The sequence below is a fragment of the Amycolatopsis sp. MtRt-6 genome, assembly GCF_017308975.1.
Classification (GTDB): Bacteria; Actinomycetota; Actinomycetes; order Mycobacteriales; family Pseudonocardiaceae; genus Amycolatopsis.
This window is the reverse complement of the sequence record NZ_JADWPD010000013.1, coordinates 79,036-92,350: the sequence shown is the minus strand read 5'-3', so window position 1 is coordinate 92,350 and position 13,315 is coordinate 79,036. Positions and strand designations below refer to the sequence as shown.

Genomic DNA, 13,315 nt, shown 5'->3' with positions numbered 1-13,315 from the left:
CGGCTCACGACCGCGGCGCGACCGTGAACTCCAGCGCCCAGCGGCCGTCCGTCACCGGGGCCGCGCCGCGGAAGGAGAGCCCGCAGCCGGTGGCCAGCTCGGTCAGCTCCTCGACCGTCCTTTCCTTGCTGCCGAAGCACATCAGCATGAACAGGTCGATCGCGGTGCCGGCGCCGTGGCCCCGCACCGGCTCGATCAGCACGACGGACGCGTCCGGCGCGGCGGCCTCGCGGCAGCGGACCAGGATCTTGCGCGCGTGCTCGTCGTCCCAGTCGTGGAGGATGTCGGACAGCAGGTAGGCGTCGGCCCCCGGCGGCAGCGGGTCGAAGAAGCTGCCGGGCACGGCGCTCGCCCGGCCGGCGAACCCCGCGGCCGTCAGCCGTCCGGCGGCGGCCGCGGCCGTGGGCGGCAGGTCGAGGATCCGGCCGCGGACGCCCGGGTGGGCCCGCAGGATCTCGACGAGCAGCGGTCCGTCGCCGCCACCCACGTCGAGGATTTCGGGGAACCGGCTCCAGTCGAAGTTCCGGGCGATCAGCGGCGCGTGCGCCCGGAACCGCCAGTTCATCTGGGCGTCGAACGACTTCCGCAGTTTCGGCGAGGCGTCGAGGTCGGCCCAGAAATCGCGGCCGTACCGGTGCGGGTACGCGGGCGCGCCGCCGGTCATCACTTCGAGGAGATCGACGAACGCGAGCTCGGCCCGGCCTCCGGCACAGGTGATGTCGAGCAGCGGCTTGACCCCCTCGGGCGCGTCTTCCCGCAGCTGGGCGCCGAGATCCGTCGGCCGGTAGCGGCCGGATTCCGCGTCCAGCGCGAAAACTTCGGCTGTCACCAGGTGATCGAGCAGCCGGCGCAACGCCGCGGCCGACGTCCCGGTGAGGGACGCGAGCCGGTTCGCCGTCGCGCCCTCCGCACCCGCGTGGTCCGCCAGCCCGAGCGTCGCGGCCACCCGGACGGCCATCGGGGTGGCCAGATCGGCCAGGGACATGATCGATCGGTTCATCCCGCCAGGCTAGCCACTGCGCAGGCTCGCGGGGCCGGTCGTGCTGCGCCGCACCAGATCCGTGGGCAGGTACACGTCGTCCGGTTTCGGGTCGCCGCGCAGCTGGGTGAAGAGGAGCTCCGCCGCCAGCTGTCCTTTGTAGACCATGGGTTGCCGGATGGTGGTCAGGCCGCGGGGCGCGGCTTCGGGGGCGTCGTCGAACCCGATCACCGACAGGTCTCCGGGCACCCGCAGCCCGCGCTCGGCCGCCGCGTCCAGCACGGCGCGCGCCATCGTGTCCGACGTCGCCACGACCGCCGTCACGTCGTGGCCGGCCAGGAGGCTGTGCGCGGCCGCGACGCCCGCGGTGAGGTCGAACCCGCCGACCTCCACCAGGGGGATCCGCTCGAAGTCCAGGTCGGCGGCTTCGCAGGCCTCCTGGTAGCCGGTGATCCGCTCGCGCACCACGCGTTCGGCGCACCGGGCGCGCCGCTCCGCGTCGACCATTCCGTGCCGGCCGTCCGGCACCAGGCGTTCGGCGATGATCCCGAGCCGGCGGTGCCCCAGGTCGAGCAGGTGCTCGACCTGCCACCGGCCGGCCTCCCGGTCGGCGATGCCGACGAGCGGGACGCCCGGCAGGTGCGGCGCGTCGACCACGACCATCGGGATGTCCCGCGCCCGGAGGGTCAGCAGGGCGGGGTGGTCGTCGGGCAGGCTGTGCACGATCACGCCGTCCACCAGGCCGCGCAGCGCGGCCTGGTCGCCGCCGTCGTGGGGGAGCGGCAGCAGGGTGAGGCCCAGGTCGTCGAAGCGCCGCGTCCGCACGATGCCCTCGAGGAGACACCGCGTGGAGGGGTCGGTGAAGGCGTACTCGAGGGTGTCCATCAGCATCACGCCGATCGCCCCGCTGCGCCCGGAGCGGAGGCTGACGCCGACGGCGTTGGGTCCGGCGTACCCGAGCCGGGCGGCGGTCGCCATGATGGCCCGGCGCTGGCCCGCCGAGAGCTTCTCCGGCCGGCTGTAGGCGTAGGACACCGCGGCCTGCGAAACACCCGCGGCCCGGGCGACGTCCTTCATCGTGACCATCGGCCAGTCTCCTCGATTCGGTTCCGCAGGTGGACGGGGGCTTGACGGGACTGTGTACTCTCTGTATCAGGTTATTCGTATCACCAACTACCCAGCGAAGTCGAGGAGAGTCCAGCGTGACCGAGTTCGAGCGTGACGCGCACGCGGTGCTGCTGCCGGTCGCCGGCGAGCTGACGGCCGAGCTCTGGCTCCGTGACCTGGTGCGACGCGGTACGCGGGCGGTCCTGATCGGGGAGACCCGCGACGAGTACGTCGCCCAGGCGATGACGTCCGAGCGGCGTGCCGGCGAGTCGGCCGCGGACTTCGCGGCGTTCGTCGCCGAACTGGACGCCGTCGCCGCCGAACCGCTCGTGTTCGCGGTCGACCAGGAGCCGTGGGGCATCGCCCGGTTGCACGACCTGGTGCCCGCCTTCCCGGACGCCGGGACCCTGGCCGGGCTGCCCGGCGAGGAGATCGCGGCGGCCGCGGCCGCCGTCGCGCGCGCCGCCCGCGCGCTGGGCGTGACGGTGTTCCTCTCGCCGGTGCTCGACGTCCTTTCCGGCGAGAACCCGTGGCTGACCGGCCGGACGCTGCCCTTCGGCCACGACGAGGCCGGCCGGATCGGGGCCGCGTTCGTGACGGGCGTCCAGAGCGCGGGGGTGCTGGCGGTGGCCAAGCACTTCCCCGGCCACCCGGAACTCGCCCTGGACCCCGCGGAGCACGACACGGCCGTGGACAAGTCGGTCCCGGTGAACCTCGAACCGTTCCGGCGGGTCGTGGCGGCCGGCGTGGGCGCGGTCATGACCGGGCCGGTGGTGGTGCCGTCGATCGACCCGGCCGAGCCCGCGTCGACCTCGGCGGCGACGGTGGAGCTGCTGCGCCGCGAGCTCGGGTTCACCGGCCTCGTCGTCAGCGACGACCTGGACACCCCGGCCACCACCCGGGGGCGTTCCGAGCTGGAGACCGTCATGGCGGCGCTCGACGCGGGCGCGGACCTGCTCCTGCTGCCCGGCGGCCCGGGACTCGCCGGGATCGCCGCCCGGATCGCCGGCCGGGCGCACACCGACGAGCGGTTCGCCGCCCGGCTCGCCGAGGCCGCGGCGCGGGTCCGGCGCGCGGCCGGCGGCGGACGTGACCGCGGGTAGCGCTCCGGTGGAACGGAGATGACATGCTGCAGGATTTCGTCGACGGTGGCCCGGGCCCGCGACCTCGTCGAAGGCCGCGCTGTCCCCCGGAGGTGCGGGCCGCCGGGTACCTGATCGCCGTGGTCGGCTTCGGCGACGCCGAGGGCGACTGTCCCGAGCCGGCCGAGGCCGCCGGGCCGGGTGTGCCGGCGGCCCGGCTGGACCACGGTGTGGTGCTGCTCGTCCCGGGCCCCGACGAGGCTCGCACCCGGCAGGTCATCCGGCGCCTGACGTCCTGTGTGGACGGTCGTGGCCGGCTGGTCGCGGGCCCACCGCCCGGCGGACGGCATTCCCGTCAGGTGCGTCGGCCCGGCGCGGGGGACTTGGCACTTCTGCTCCGCCGCGCGGGCCGATATCGTTATCGATGGGAGCGCTCCCAGCCGACCGGACTGTCGCCGACCGGAAGGAGCCAGGTGATGATGAGAAAGGTCGTGGTGGCGGTAGCCGCCGCGCTCCTCGTGCTGGGTTCGGGAGGGATCGCCGCGAGCGAACCGATGCGGACCGAAGCCGCGTCGGCGGGCTGTGGCAAGGCCCCGACGCTGACGAGCGGCACGCGGACGATCCAGACCAGCGGCAAGAGCCGCAACTACATCCTGCGGATCCCCGACGGCTACGACCGGACCCGCCCCTACCGGTTGATCTTCGGCTTCCACTGGCTGGGCGGTTCGTCCACCGACGTCGACACGGGCCGGACCGTGCAGACCGGGGCCTGGGCGTACTACGGCCTGCAGCGGCTGGCGAACAACAGTGCCATCTTCGTGGCGCCCCAGGGGTTCAACAACGGCTGGGCGAACTCCGGCGGCGAGGACGTGACCTTCACCGACGACATCATCCGGCAGGTCCAGGGTGACCTCTGCGTCGACACGACCCAGCTGTTCTCCGTGGGCTTCAGCTACGGCGCCGCGATGAGCTACTCGCTGGCGTGTTCCCGCCCGACGGTGTTCCGGGCGGTGGCCATCCAGTCCGGCGGTGTGCTCAGCGGGTGCAACGGCGGCACCCAGCCCGTCGCGTACCTCGGCGTGCACGGCCTCCGGGACAACGTGCTGAACATCTCGGGCGGCCGGTCGATGCGGGACCGGTTCGTGCGCAACAACGGCTGTACCGCGCAGAACCCACCCGAGCCGGCGCAGGGCAGCCTCACGCACCGGGTGACGAGCTACGCGGGCTGCCGGGCCGGGTACCCGGTGCAGTGGGCCGCGTTCGACGAGGGACACATCGCCGCCCCGCAGGACGGCGCGACCGGCGACAGCGGGTCGCGGACCTGGGTGCCGGCGCTGGTGTGGCAGTTCTTCTCGCAGTTCGGCTCCACCACTCCGCCGGACGACCCGCCGCCGGGAACCTGCCGGGTCGGCGTCGCGGTCAGCGCGTGGAACACCGGTCTGACCGAGAACATCACGATCACGAACACCGGCTCGGCCGCGGTCAAGGGCTGGTCTCTGGTGTTCACCCTGCCCGGCGGCCAGACCATCACGTCCGGCTGGAGCGCCGGCTACGCACCGCTGTCCGGTCAGGTGACGGCGAGCAACGTCGCCTACAACGCCGAGATCGCGCCCGGTGCGTCGACCACGATCGGCTTCCAGGCCAACCACACCGGCAACACCGCGGCACCCACGTCGTTCACCCTCAACGGCGCGGCCTGCACCCTCGCGTGAGGGTCACCGGGTGCCCGGGAACGGACCGCCGTTCCCGGGCACCCGTCAGAGGTTGACGGAAGCCGGCCAGCTGATCGACCGCCTACTCGAACAGATGCCGATGGGCCTGGCTCCAGGCGAGCCTGTTCGTCAACTCCACCAGAAGACCCTCGGCGACCCAGTCGGCCTGGGGCTGACATCCCGCACCGGCCAGCCGCCGGACCTGCTCGACGCCGTCCCGCTGGACCTCGAGCACGGCATCGACCAGTCCGGCGGTGGACGTCAGGCCGTACACACCGGCGAACAGCTCCAAGCGGTGCCGCCGGTCGGGCGGATGGGGATAACGCAGACTCCGAAGGCACTCCGCGTCGTCTCGGAAGGGAGCGACGTACTCCAATGCGTAGGCGACGTCGTGGAGCCGCGTGCCAGGACGGGCGTAGTCCCAATCAAGGATTCCCACCGGCTGTTCGCCTTGCCAGACGACGTTCCACGGGCCGAAGTCGCCGTGGCAGATCAGCTCGTGGCCACCCGTGCCGCTTTCGCCGGTGAACCACCTGAGCTCATCGGCCGGCCGGAAACCGGCCACCGCGTCGTGGTAGTCCCGCAGCAACCGGGCGAACCTCGTCAGGCCGGCGTCGTCGGCCACCTTGGCCCAGCCCTGTGGTCCGGACTCGCCCTCCAGATACGTGAGAACCTCGCAGCCGTCCTCGTCGACGCCCAGCACCCGAGGTGCGGACGGGAAGCCCACGGCCGCCAGGTGCCGCAGCAGGGCATGGACTGCCGGCGACCACGGATAGGTGGGCCTGCGGACGGTGTCGCCGACGCGGACAACACGCCGATGCGGCTGGTCCTGCAACACGTCATCACCGGTCACGCACGGGAACCCTACCCGCGGCCACCAGCGGCTCCCAGTGATTTCTCCGCGCCGACGGGGCTCGAGGTGAGAACCCGCAGTCCCAGCGGGGTGATGGTGTGCGTCGCGGCCCGCTCGTGCCGGTGGGTCGTGATAAGCCCCGCGGCCCGCAGGACGCCCGTGTGGTGGCTGATGGTCGCCGGCGCGACGCCGACGAGTTTCGACAGACCGGTGGTAGTGCTGCCGCTCACGACCGCACGCAGGATTGTCGCCCTGGTGGCGCCCAGCAACGCACTCAAATTGCCATCGTCGCAGTGCCCGGCGGCCAGCAGCCGTGTTCCGGCCGCGATCGGGAACACCAGAATGGGGCGCAGCCGGGGATCTGCCAGGGCAACGGGGTGGAGCGCGCAGAAGTAGGAGGGAGCCAGCACCAGCCCGCGGCCACCGAGGTACAGATCGCGATCGAGCGGGTAGTCGATCGTGAGAATGGGTGGCTCCCATGTCGCAGCGGGGCTGAACCACCGCAGCAACCCTTCGGGCCCAGCCCGCAAGTAGCGTTGGGCGCCGTCTGCCCATTCTTTCTGCAGCCCGCCGTCGATGGTCTGGAGCTTCGGCTCGATCAGGGACCGGAAATACACCCGCAGCGCTTGTCGCAAATGGCGGAGGGCCGGCACCTTTCCGGCGGCGAGTTCGTTCAGCCAGTTCGCCGCCGCACCATCGGCCGGCCGGAGCCGGCCGACCTCACGCGTCCGGCGGGCGGACGGTGCCGACAGAACCGCGTCGACAGCCGCGTCGATGTCGGCGGTGTCCAAGGCCGGCGTGAGGAAATCCGGGAAGTACGTGGCGTGGGGGGCCACGGTCATCAGGGTCAGCACCGCTGAGCGGAGCACGCTGTCGCGGCTCACGCGGTCGCGGACCCGGCGCCGCCAGGGATCGAAGCACGCCCCCTCTTTCGTGTGCTGGAGGAGCTGGACGCTGCTGACGATCTCCCACATGAGATCCATTTCGAGTTTCAGCCGGGTTCGAGCGAGATCGAGATCGGTGAAGTGGATGCGCAACTGCGGCACGAGTGCCCCTCCCCAAGGACTCCGCGGTTACCGGAAAACGACGCTTAGACCGTACTCGAAACGACGGCGCCCACCCAACGTTTCCGGGCAAACTTCCGTCCTGTCCACTTCTTGGCTGGAGGTCATGATGTTGTTTCGTCGTAGTGCAAACAGAGATCGCGGAGCACGGCGCAAGCGGCTGAGCCGGACAGGACTCCGATCGGCCCTCGCCGCCCTCGCAGCGACGATGGTGATGGTCGTGGCTCCTGGTGTCGCCCATGCCGAGCTGAACCTGAGCGCCAGCCAGTCCTACGGCTACGCCGGCGCCGGGATCGACTTCACCGGCCCCAGTAGCTTCTACGTCTACGACCTCGTCGTCGCGGATTGGGGATGCGACGCCGAGGCGCCGTATGCGCAGTTCTTCTACCGCCTCGGTTCGTCAACGCACCGCTGGGACTACACGCCGACGAAGCGGTACGACCACTCGGGGTGCGACTCGGGTGACTTCACCACCTACACCAACCTGAGCTTCTCACTGAGCGGGGACACGATCGCCGATATGGGTCTGGTCATCTGCAAGTCGTCTGGCTGCCACCTGGGCAACGTCGTGCACAACCCGTACGTCGGCGGCTGACGGCGAAGACGGTGTCCGGCTCGCTCCAGAACGAGGTGGGCCGGACACCGTCGTCGGTGCAGAAGAACAGCGCTCCCACGACAATCCCGCCGAAGCCGAGCAGGTTGGTGAGCATCGGCAGCGCGGCCGGTTCGTCGAGCGCGTCCAGCGCGACCAGGCGGATGATCGACGGCGTGGCGATCGACGCCCCGAGCACGGCCAGCCCGAACCACGTCAGCTTCCACCGCAGGCGCCGGGCGGGGCTGAACACCCGCACCCGCAGCCGGCTTTCACACGAGCCGCAGGTCACCGTGGCTTCGACGAGGCCGGTGGCGGGCCACGAAACCGGGATGTCGCTCAGCGAGGACCGGATGGTGGTCGTGGCCATGACGACGTACTCGCGGTGTCGTTCGCTGTGGACGCAGGCCGGCCGCACCCGCGGATACTCGCCTGTCTCGGTCACTGCTCCCTCACGGCTTCCGGTGCTGCGCGATGTTTCGGCAGTGTGGGGCGGGATCCCGGGGACCGGTCCCCGCCCGTGCGCCCCAGGCTCGGCGCATGCGGATCGAGGGTGCGCCGGTCGTCGCCGGGCGGAGCAGGATCGGCTTCGGCGCCGCGCTCGCCCGGGCGGTGCGGCTGAGCTTCCGGTTCCGGGGCCGGGCCTCGCGGCCGGAGTTCTGGTACTTCTTCCTGGCCTACGTGCCGTTGGTGCTGACGCTCGGGTACGTCGAGAACGTCGTGGACCAGGATTGGTTCTACACGCTCGGCACCGTGCTGTACCTGCCGTGGCTGGTGCCGTTCGTCAGCGTCGGGGTCCGGCGGCTGCACGACACCGGGCGGTCCGGCTGGTGGTGCGTCGGCGTCATCTCCTGCGTCGGCTGGATCGTCCTGACCGTCTTCTGGAGCGGACGGGGCAAGCCGGAGGAGAACCGGTACGGCCCGCCACCAGGATGACACGTTTCGTACACTGCTCGGGTGAGCGAGGGGCGAGTCGTGGCCGGCCGTTACCGGCTGGAGGAGGAGCTCGGCCGGGGTGGGATGGGCGTCGTCTGGCGGGCGGTCGACCTCGAGCTCGGCAGGCAGGTGACGCTCAAACGCGCGCTGGGTGAGGACGCCGGGCAGATCCGGCGTGAGGCGCGGATCGGGGCCGGGCTGCTGCACGCGAACGTCGTCACCGTGTTCGACACGGTCACCGACGGGGACGCCCAATGGCTGGTCACCGAGTACCTGGCCGCGCGGAGCCTCGAGGAGCTCGTCGACGACGGCGGGCCGCTGCCGGAGGACCGGGTCCGGCGGATCGGCGCGCAGCTCGCCGCGGCGCTCGCGGACATGCACTCGCGCGGCATCGTCCACCGCGACGTCAAGCCGGGCAACGTCCTGGTGACCGCGGACGACGTCGCCAAGCTGACCGACCTGGGCATCGCCCGCTGGACCGAGGTCACCCGCACCGGTGGCGCGCAGCTCACCGGCACGCTCGGGTACGTCGCGCCGGAGGTGGCCGACGGCGCCGAAGCCGGCCCCGCCTCGGACGTCTTCTCCCTCGGTGCCACCCTCTACGCCGCGATCGAAGGCCGCTCGCCGTGGGGCTCGGGTGAGGACGGCCCGTTCGCGCAGATGCGCCGCGCCGCCGCCGGACGGCCCGCGCCCGCCGAGCGCGCCGGGCGGTTCGCGCCGGTGCCCGCCGCGCTCATGGCCCGGCACCCGGCCGACCGGCCCGGCGCCGCCGAAGTGGTCACGCTGCTCGCGGCGGAGGTGCCCGTGCCCCGGCCGCGTCGCCGGCTGCGCCGCCGGCTGCTCGCCGGGGCCGCGGTGGCGGCGGTGGCCGCGCTGGTCGCCGGGTTCGTCATCGCCCAGCCGCTGTGGACCACCACCGGCAGCGTCCCGGCCGCGGCGAACACCCTCGGCGCCGACCCGGCCGCGACGGACCCGTGCGCGGCGATCTCGCTCAACTCGCTCACCGGGTTCGGGGAGCCGTTCGTGGACCCGGAGGTGCTGAACTTCGGCAGCTGTGTGGTCACCACGACGCTGCCCAACGAGGCCGGGCAGGTGCAGACCCGGCTCGACCTGACCGGCCCGCTGCGGTACCCGCCCCGGCCGCCGGTGCCCGGCAAGATGGGCGAAATCGAGTACCCCGAGATACGGGACGGCTCCTGCGAGCGGGCCATCTCGCTGGCCGACGCCAACCGGATCGTCGTCACCTCACGCGCCATCGAAGGCGCCCAGGACGCGCCGGTGTGCTCCTACTCGGACTCGGTGCTCTCCGGTGTGCTGACCGCGCTCGCCAACGGGCCGCTGCCGCGGCGTGCCCCGCTTCCGGAGGGGTCGCTGGCGCACGTCGAAGCCTGTGGCTTGCTCGACGACGCTTCGACGACCGGTGTGCTGGGCCGGGTCACCCGACCGGACCGCGGGTTCGGCGGCTGGGGCTGCACCTGGGAGCACGCCCCGCGCACGATCACCGTCGAGTACAGCCGGGAATGGCCGATCGAAGAGGACGACGAGGTGCCGGGCGACCGGATCCGCGTCGGCAACCGCAGCGCTGTCGTGGCGCCGGTGCCGGGCGGGAACCCGGAGTGCGCCGTGAAGGTCGTCCACCACTCCTACACCCCGGCCTTGCCGGTGCTGCGCGGCACCCCGCCGAGCCGGGACGAGGTCGCCACCGTGACGGTCGAAGACACCCGGGCGGCCGACGGGAACGCGCTGTGCGTGCCCGCCCGCTCCCTGGCGGAGGTCCTCGTCCGGCGGCTGCCGTGAGCCGGGGACCGGTCCCCGGCGGCTCCGGCTAGAAAGAGCGGGACCGGAGGAGGCAGGACGGAAATGGCGAGACCGGGACGGATCGACGTGGTGCACCTCGCCACGGCCGGTCCGACGGCCGAGGGGGCCGCCGGACCGGGGCCGCGGATCCGACGTGCCGGCGAGCGGAGGCCGTGGTGACCACCGGACGCCTGGACCCGCACCGCCAGCACAGTCTTCGCCACGGCGTCGCCGGCGTCGTACCGGGCACGTTGAGCGCGCTCACCGTCACCGGCGGCGTGGCGGTACCGCCGTCGCCCGGCAGCCGGGTGACCTTCGGGCGCAACCGGCTGGAGGTGGACGTCTGCGTCGGCGAGGAAGACCTGCGGATCAGCCGGCTCCACGGGCAGCTCGTGCGCGAGCGGGACCGCTGGTGGCTGAGCAACACCGGTCGCTCGCCGATCCGGCTGTCCGACAGCGTCCTGCTGCACCGTGACGCCGAACCGCTGCCGCTGGCCGCCGGCTACACCGCGCTGTTCCTGCGCGGCACCCGGGAGCACGTGCTGGAGCTGCTCGTCTCCGACGGCGACACCGATCTCGTCACGCGCCGCCCCACGCACCCGACAGCACCGCCGAAACGCTGGCGGCTGTCGGCGGAGGAGCACCTCGTGCTGGCGGTGCTCGGGCAGCGTTACCTCGGCTACGACCCCCAGCCGCTGCCGCTCTCCCGGCAGCAGGCGGCCGCCGAGCTCGCCGAACGGCGGCCGCGCGAGAACTGGACGGCCAAGCGCGTCGAGCACCTCGTTTCCCGGGTCCGGCAACGGCTTTCCGACGCCGGGGTACATGGGCTGCGCCGGGAGGAGGTGGGGGAGCCGGTGGGGCTGACCCTGACCGTGAACCTCCTTCGCGAGCTGGTGCTGTCCACGACGCTGGTGCCGATGGACCTGGAATGGCTCGAGCTCCCCGATCCACCGCTGTAGCCGGGACGACGGCGGCCACGGTTCGCGACCTGCTCGGCGGCGGCCGCCGGCCGACCGGGCGACCCGCGCCTACCGCACCGCCTTGCGGCTGGCCCCACCCGGCCAGGACGAGCGGTACGACGAGCTCGTGGACCGGCTGGTGGCCGGCGTCCACGAGCTGATCGAGAGGGAGGACTTCGCCGAGGCCGCCCGGCAGCTGCAGCAGGTCCTCGACCACGGCGGGGACGCCCGGAACCGGACGGTGCCGGCCGACCTGCGTGCCACGCTCCTCGGCGTGACGCGCCGGCACTTCGGCGACCTCGTGCGCGGTGGCGGCGCCCGGCGGGACGTCCACCGGGCGTGGAGCCGGGTCGAGGAGGCGGCGGCAGAACCCGCCCCGGCGGCCGCCCTCGCCGAGGCCTGCGAGGCCGGGGGTGACGCGGCCGGCGCGGCCGCGCTGTACGACCGCGTCGGGCAGCCGGAGCGGGCCCGGGCTGGGACCGGTCCCCGCGCCGGTGAACTAGAAAGCAGGCATGCAGCGGTCCACGAAGCGGAAGCCACGGCACCGCACTCCGCCGAAAAAGCGGAAGCGGCCTCCTGCCGCCGAGGCGCAACCGGCGGGGAAGACGGTGGTCCATCCGCTGCCGGGGTCCCGCGACCCCGCCGCGCTCCCGGAGCTGTGCCGAAGCCTGACCAGCGCGGTGCACCTACTGAGAACCGGCCACGACCCCCGCTTGCTGAAAGCGTTCCTGGAGGGCCGCCGGGTGGCCTTCGGCCTCCTCGCACCGTGGTGGCGCCGGGTGTTCCAGGCGCCGCGCGCCACGTACCTGCGAGCACTGCCCCCGGCGCTGGCCGCACTGGACGGCGAGCTGGAGCGCCGCCGGGCGATCGACATCCGCCGGCGCGAATCACAGGCAGGCCGGGACCCGGTACCCAGTCCCTGCCTGACCGGGGACAGGTGCGAGAACTGCTCGTCCCGCACCGGAAGCCTGCGCGCCGTTGTCGAGGACTGCGCGATCGGCGTCCCGCTGGGGTTGCGCGTGGCGTGCGCGACGCTGTGCCGGGACTGCAGCGCCATACCGTTCGCGAAAATGTTCGGCCCGGCGGAAATATCCCGCCGTGTCGTGGCGCACAAGACCCACTGATCGTCAGCGGGGCCGCGGTCGGCCCGTCAGAACCGGTGGCTGGTGTGGGTGAACTCCACAGTGGACAGCATCGACGTCTCCGAGGGGTTCGTCCGCTGCCGGCCGAAGACCAGGACCTTCGCCGGTTCGACGGCGAAGACCGCGACGTCGTCGTGGTCGCCTTGCCGGAATCCGTTGTCGGTCGCCTCGTAAACCCAGCTGCCGTCCCACTTCCGCGACCACGCCGCGGCGAGCTGCTCGAGCGTCGGGCGGTCCGTGACGCGGCGGGCCACGCCCTCGACGACCACGTCGAGGGCGTCGTCCCAGGCGTTGCGGCCCGTGGTCAGCACGACGTTCGGGTTCGCCGTGAGGTTGCGGTACTTCTACTCGGTGGCGCCGGTGCTGAAGTGGACCGCCCCGTCCAGCCACACCGCGACCAGCGGCGTCACGTGCGGCCGGCCGTCGGCGCGGACGGTCGTGAGCCAGCTGATCTGGGCCTCTTCCAGCGCCCGTGTGGTTTCGGCCCAGCCGGTGGCCTGGGTGCCGGGATCGCTGAACCGTTCGTCGAGCCGGGTTTCCATCGTCACTCCGTTCGGTCGGCCACGGAGGCCGCGTAGGCGGCATCGAGGCGCTCGGCGACGGTCGGTCCGTCCGGCGCCTGTCCGCGGCGGGTGCCGAGGTGAGTTTCGCGCAGTTCGTCCATGAAGGCTTCCCACAGCGGGGGACCGCCGGCGGTCAGCACCTCCGCGCGGGCCGCGTAGGCGTCGGCCACGGGCAGGTGCCGCACTCCCCAGGCGCTGAGCTGCACGAGTACCGGGACGAGGTCGATCGCGCGTTCGGTCAGGCTGTAGATGACCTTCTGCTTGTGCGACGTGTCCCCGGCCCGGGTGAGCAGCCCGTGCTCGACGAGCACGGCCAGCCGGTCGGCCAGCACGTTCGACGAGATCCGTTCCGCACCGCCGAGCAACTCCCGGAAGTGCCGCGCCCCGCCGAAGACGACGTCACGCAGGACGAGCAGCGTCCACCGGTCGCCGAAGATCTCCAGCGACAGGTTGATCGGACACCGCGACCGGGCTTCCTTCACCGCTTTCACCTCGAAACTGGTTGCGTTACGAGAGCAGTAGTACCCCG

15 protein-coding genes are annotated in these 13,315 nt (G+C 72.4%); 7 read left to right on the top strand and 8 right to left on the bottom strand.

What is annotated here, in order from left to right:
* Positions 1–4 precede the first annotated feature (4 nt).
* The gene (locus I4Q55_RS22610; RefSeq protein ID WP_206790332.1) at positions 5–1,000 is read right to left on the bottom strand and encodes a methyltransferase; all 996 of its coding nucleotides are present in this window, start codon (positions 998–1,000) and stop codon (positions 5–7) included.
* Between the two features lie 9 nt (positions 1,001–1,009).
* Positions 1,010–2,065: a LacI family DNA-binding transcriptional regulator gene (locus tag I4Q55_RS22605; RefSeq protein ID WP_206790331.1), complete on the bottom strand. Its 1,056-nt coding sequence runs from the start codon at positions 2,063–2,065 to the stop codon at positions 1,010–1,012.
* Between the two features lie 116 nt (positions 2,066–2,181).
* Between I4Q55_RS22605 and I4Q55_RS22600 the strand changes: the two genes are divergently transcribed.
* Positions 2,182–3,189 carry a glycoside hydrolase family 3 protein gene (locus tag I4Q55_RS22600; protein ID WP_206790330.1) on the top strand — a complete coding sequence of 336 codons (1,008 nt, stop codon included), beginning with the start codon at positions 2,182–2,184 and terminating at the stop codon, positions 3,187–3,189.
* 23 nt (positions 3,190–3,212) lie between these two features.
* Positions 3,213–4,880, top strand: a complete 1,668-nt coding sequence (locus I4Q55_RS22595; protein ID WP_374194482.1) for a cellulose binding domain-containing protein — start codon at positions 3,213–3,215, stop codon at positions 4,878–4,880.
* An 82-nt stretch (positions 4,881–4,962) separates the two neighbouring features.
* On the opposite strand, the gene I4Q55_RS22590 is transcribed toward I4Q55_RS22595, so the two are convergent.
* Positions 4,963–5,733 carry an aminoglycoside phosphotransferase family protein gene (locus I4Q55_RS22590; RefSeq protein WP_307793282.1) on the bottom strand — a complete coding sequence of 257 codons (771 nt, stop codon included), beginning with the start codon at positions 5,731–5,733 and terminating at the stop codon, positions 4,963–4,965.
* An 11-nt stretch (positions 5,734–5,744) separates the two neighbouring features.
* Positions 5,745–6,779, bottom strand: coding sequence for a helix-turn-helix transcriptional regulator (locus I4Q55_RS22585; RefSeq protein ID WP_206790329.1), 1,035 nt, complete (start codon positions 6,777–6,779; stop codon positions 5,745–5,747).
* Positions 6,780–7,017: 238 nt separating this feature from the next.
* Here I4Q55_RS22585 and I4Q55_RS22580 point away from each other — a divergent pair, with 238 nt between their 5' ends.
* Positions 7,018–7,392, top strand: a complete 375-nt coding sequence (locus I4Q55_RS22580; RefSeq protein ID WP_206790328.1) for a hypothetical protein — start codon at positions 7,018–7,020, stop codon at positions 7,390–7,392.
* Here I4Q55_RS22580 and I4Q55_RS22575 read toward each other — a convergent pair.
* Positions 7,328–7,834, bottom strand: coding sequence for a hypothetical protein (locus I4Q55_RS22575; protein ID WP_206790327.1), 507 nt, complete (start codon positions 7,832–7,834; stop codon positions 7,328–7,330). The two genes, I4Q55_RS22580 and I4Q55_RS22575, sit on opposite strands and share 65 nt — an antisense overlap.
* Positions 7,835–7,929: 95 nt before the next feature.
* On the opposite strand from I4Q55_RS22575, the gene I4Q55_RS22570 reads away from it, so the two are divergent.
* The 4 genes from I4Q55_RS22570 to I4Q55_RS22555 all read left to right on the top strand — a co-directional run bounded on the left by I4Q55_RS22570 (position 7,930) and on the right by I4Q55_RS22555 (position 12,205).
* The gene (locus I4Q55_RS22570; RefSeq protein WP_206790325.1) at positions 7,930–8,325 is read left to right on the top strand and encodes a DUF805 domain-containing protein; all 396 of its coding nucleotides are present in this window, start codon (positions 7,930–7,932) and stop codon (positions 8,323–8,325) included.
* 21 nt (positions 8,326–8,346) lie between these two features.
* Positions 8,347–10,122, top strand: coding sequence for a serine/threonine-protein kinase (locus tag I4Q55_RS22565; protein WP_206790324.1), 1,776 nt, complete (start codon positions 8,347–8,349; stop codon positions 10,120–10,122).
* A 176-nt stretch (positions 10,123–10,298) separates the two neighbouring features.
* The gene (locus tag I4Q55_RS22560; protein WP_307793281.1) at positions 10,299–11,081 is read left to right on the top strand and encodes an FHA domain-containing protein; all 783 of its coding nucleotides are present in this window, start codon (positions 10,299–10,301) and stop codon (positions 11,079–11,081) included.
* 713 nt (positions 11,082–11,794) lie between these two features.
* Complete coding sequence (locus I4Q55_RS22555; RefSeq protein ID WP_206790323.1) at positions 11,795–12,205, top strand: hypothetical protein; 411 nt, start codon at positions 11,795–11,797, stop codon at positions 12,203–12,205.
* 26 nt (positions 12,206–12,231) lie between these two features.
* On the opposite strand, the gene I4Q55_RS49305 is transcribed toward I4Q55_RS22555, so the two are convergent.
* The 3 genes from I4Q55_RS49305 to I4Q55_RS22545 are packed head-to-tail and all read right to left on the bottom strand — an operon-like array spanning position 12,232 to position 13,268.
* Positions 12,232–12,534: a hypothetical protein gene (locus tag I4Q55_RS49305; RefSeq protein ID WP_242546522.1), complete on the bottom strand. Its 303-nt coding sequence runs from the start codon at positions 12,532–12,534 to the stop codon at positions 12,232–12,234.
* A gap of 33 nt (positions 12,535–12,567) precedes the next feature.
* Positions 12,568–12,765 carry a pyridoxamine 5'-phosphate oxidase family protein gene (locus I4Q55_RS49300; protein ID WP_242546521.1) on the bottom strand — a complete coding sequence of 66 codons (198 nt, stop codon included), beginning with the start codon at positions 12,763–12,765 and terminating at the stop codon, positions 12,568–12,570.
* Between the two features lie 2 nt (positions 12,766–12,767).
* The gene (locus tag I4Q55_RS22545; protein WP_206790322.1) at positions 12,768–13,268 is read right to left on the bottom strand and encodes a helix-turn-helix domain-containing protein; all 501 of its coding nucleotides are present in this window, start codon (positions 13,266–13,268) and stop codon (positions 12,768–12,770) included.
* Between the last annotated feature and the right edge of the window lie 47 nt (positions 13,269–13,315).

Bases quoted from the DNA above. Each gene is read 5' to 3' on its own strand.
- I4Q55_RS22610 (WP_206790332.1), bottom strand. From the start codon at position 1,000: ATGAACCGATCGATCATGTCCCTGGCCGATCTGGCCACCCCGATGGCC.
- I4Q55_RS22605 (WP_206790331.1), bottom strand. From the start codon at position 2,065: ATGGTCACGATGAAGGACGTCGCCCGGGCCGCGGGTGTTTCGCAGGCC.
- I4Q55_RS22595 (WP_374194482.1), top strand. From the start codon at position 3,213: ATGCTGCAGGATTTCGTCGACGGTGGCCCGGGCCCGCGACCTCGTCGA.
- I4Q55_RS22570 (WP_206790325.1), top strand. From the start codon at position 7,930: ATGCGGATCGAGGGTGCGCCGGTCGTCGCCGGGCGGAGCAGGATCGGC.
- I4Q55_RS49300 (WP_242546521.1), bottom strand. From the start codon at position 12,765: ATGGAAACCCGGCTCGACGAACGGTTCAGCGATCCCGGCACCCAGGCC.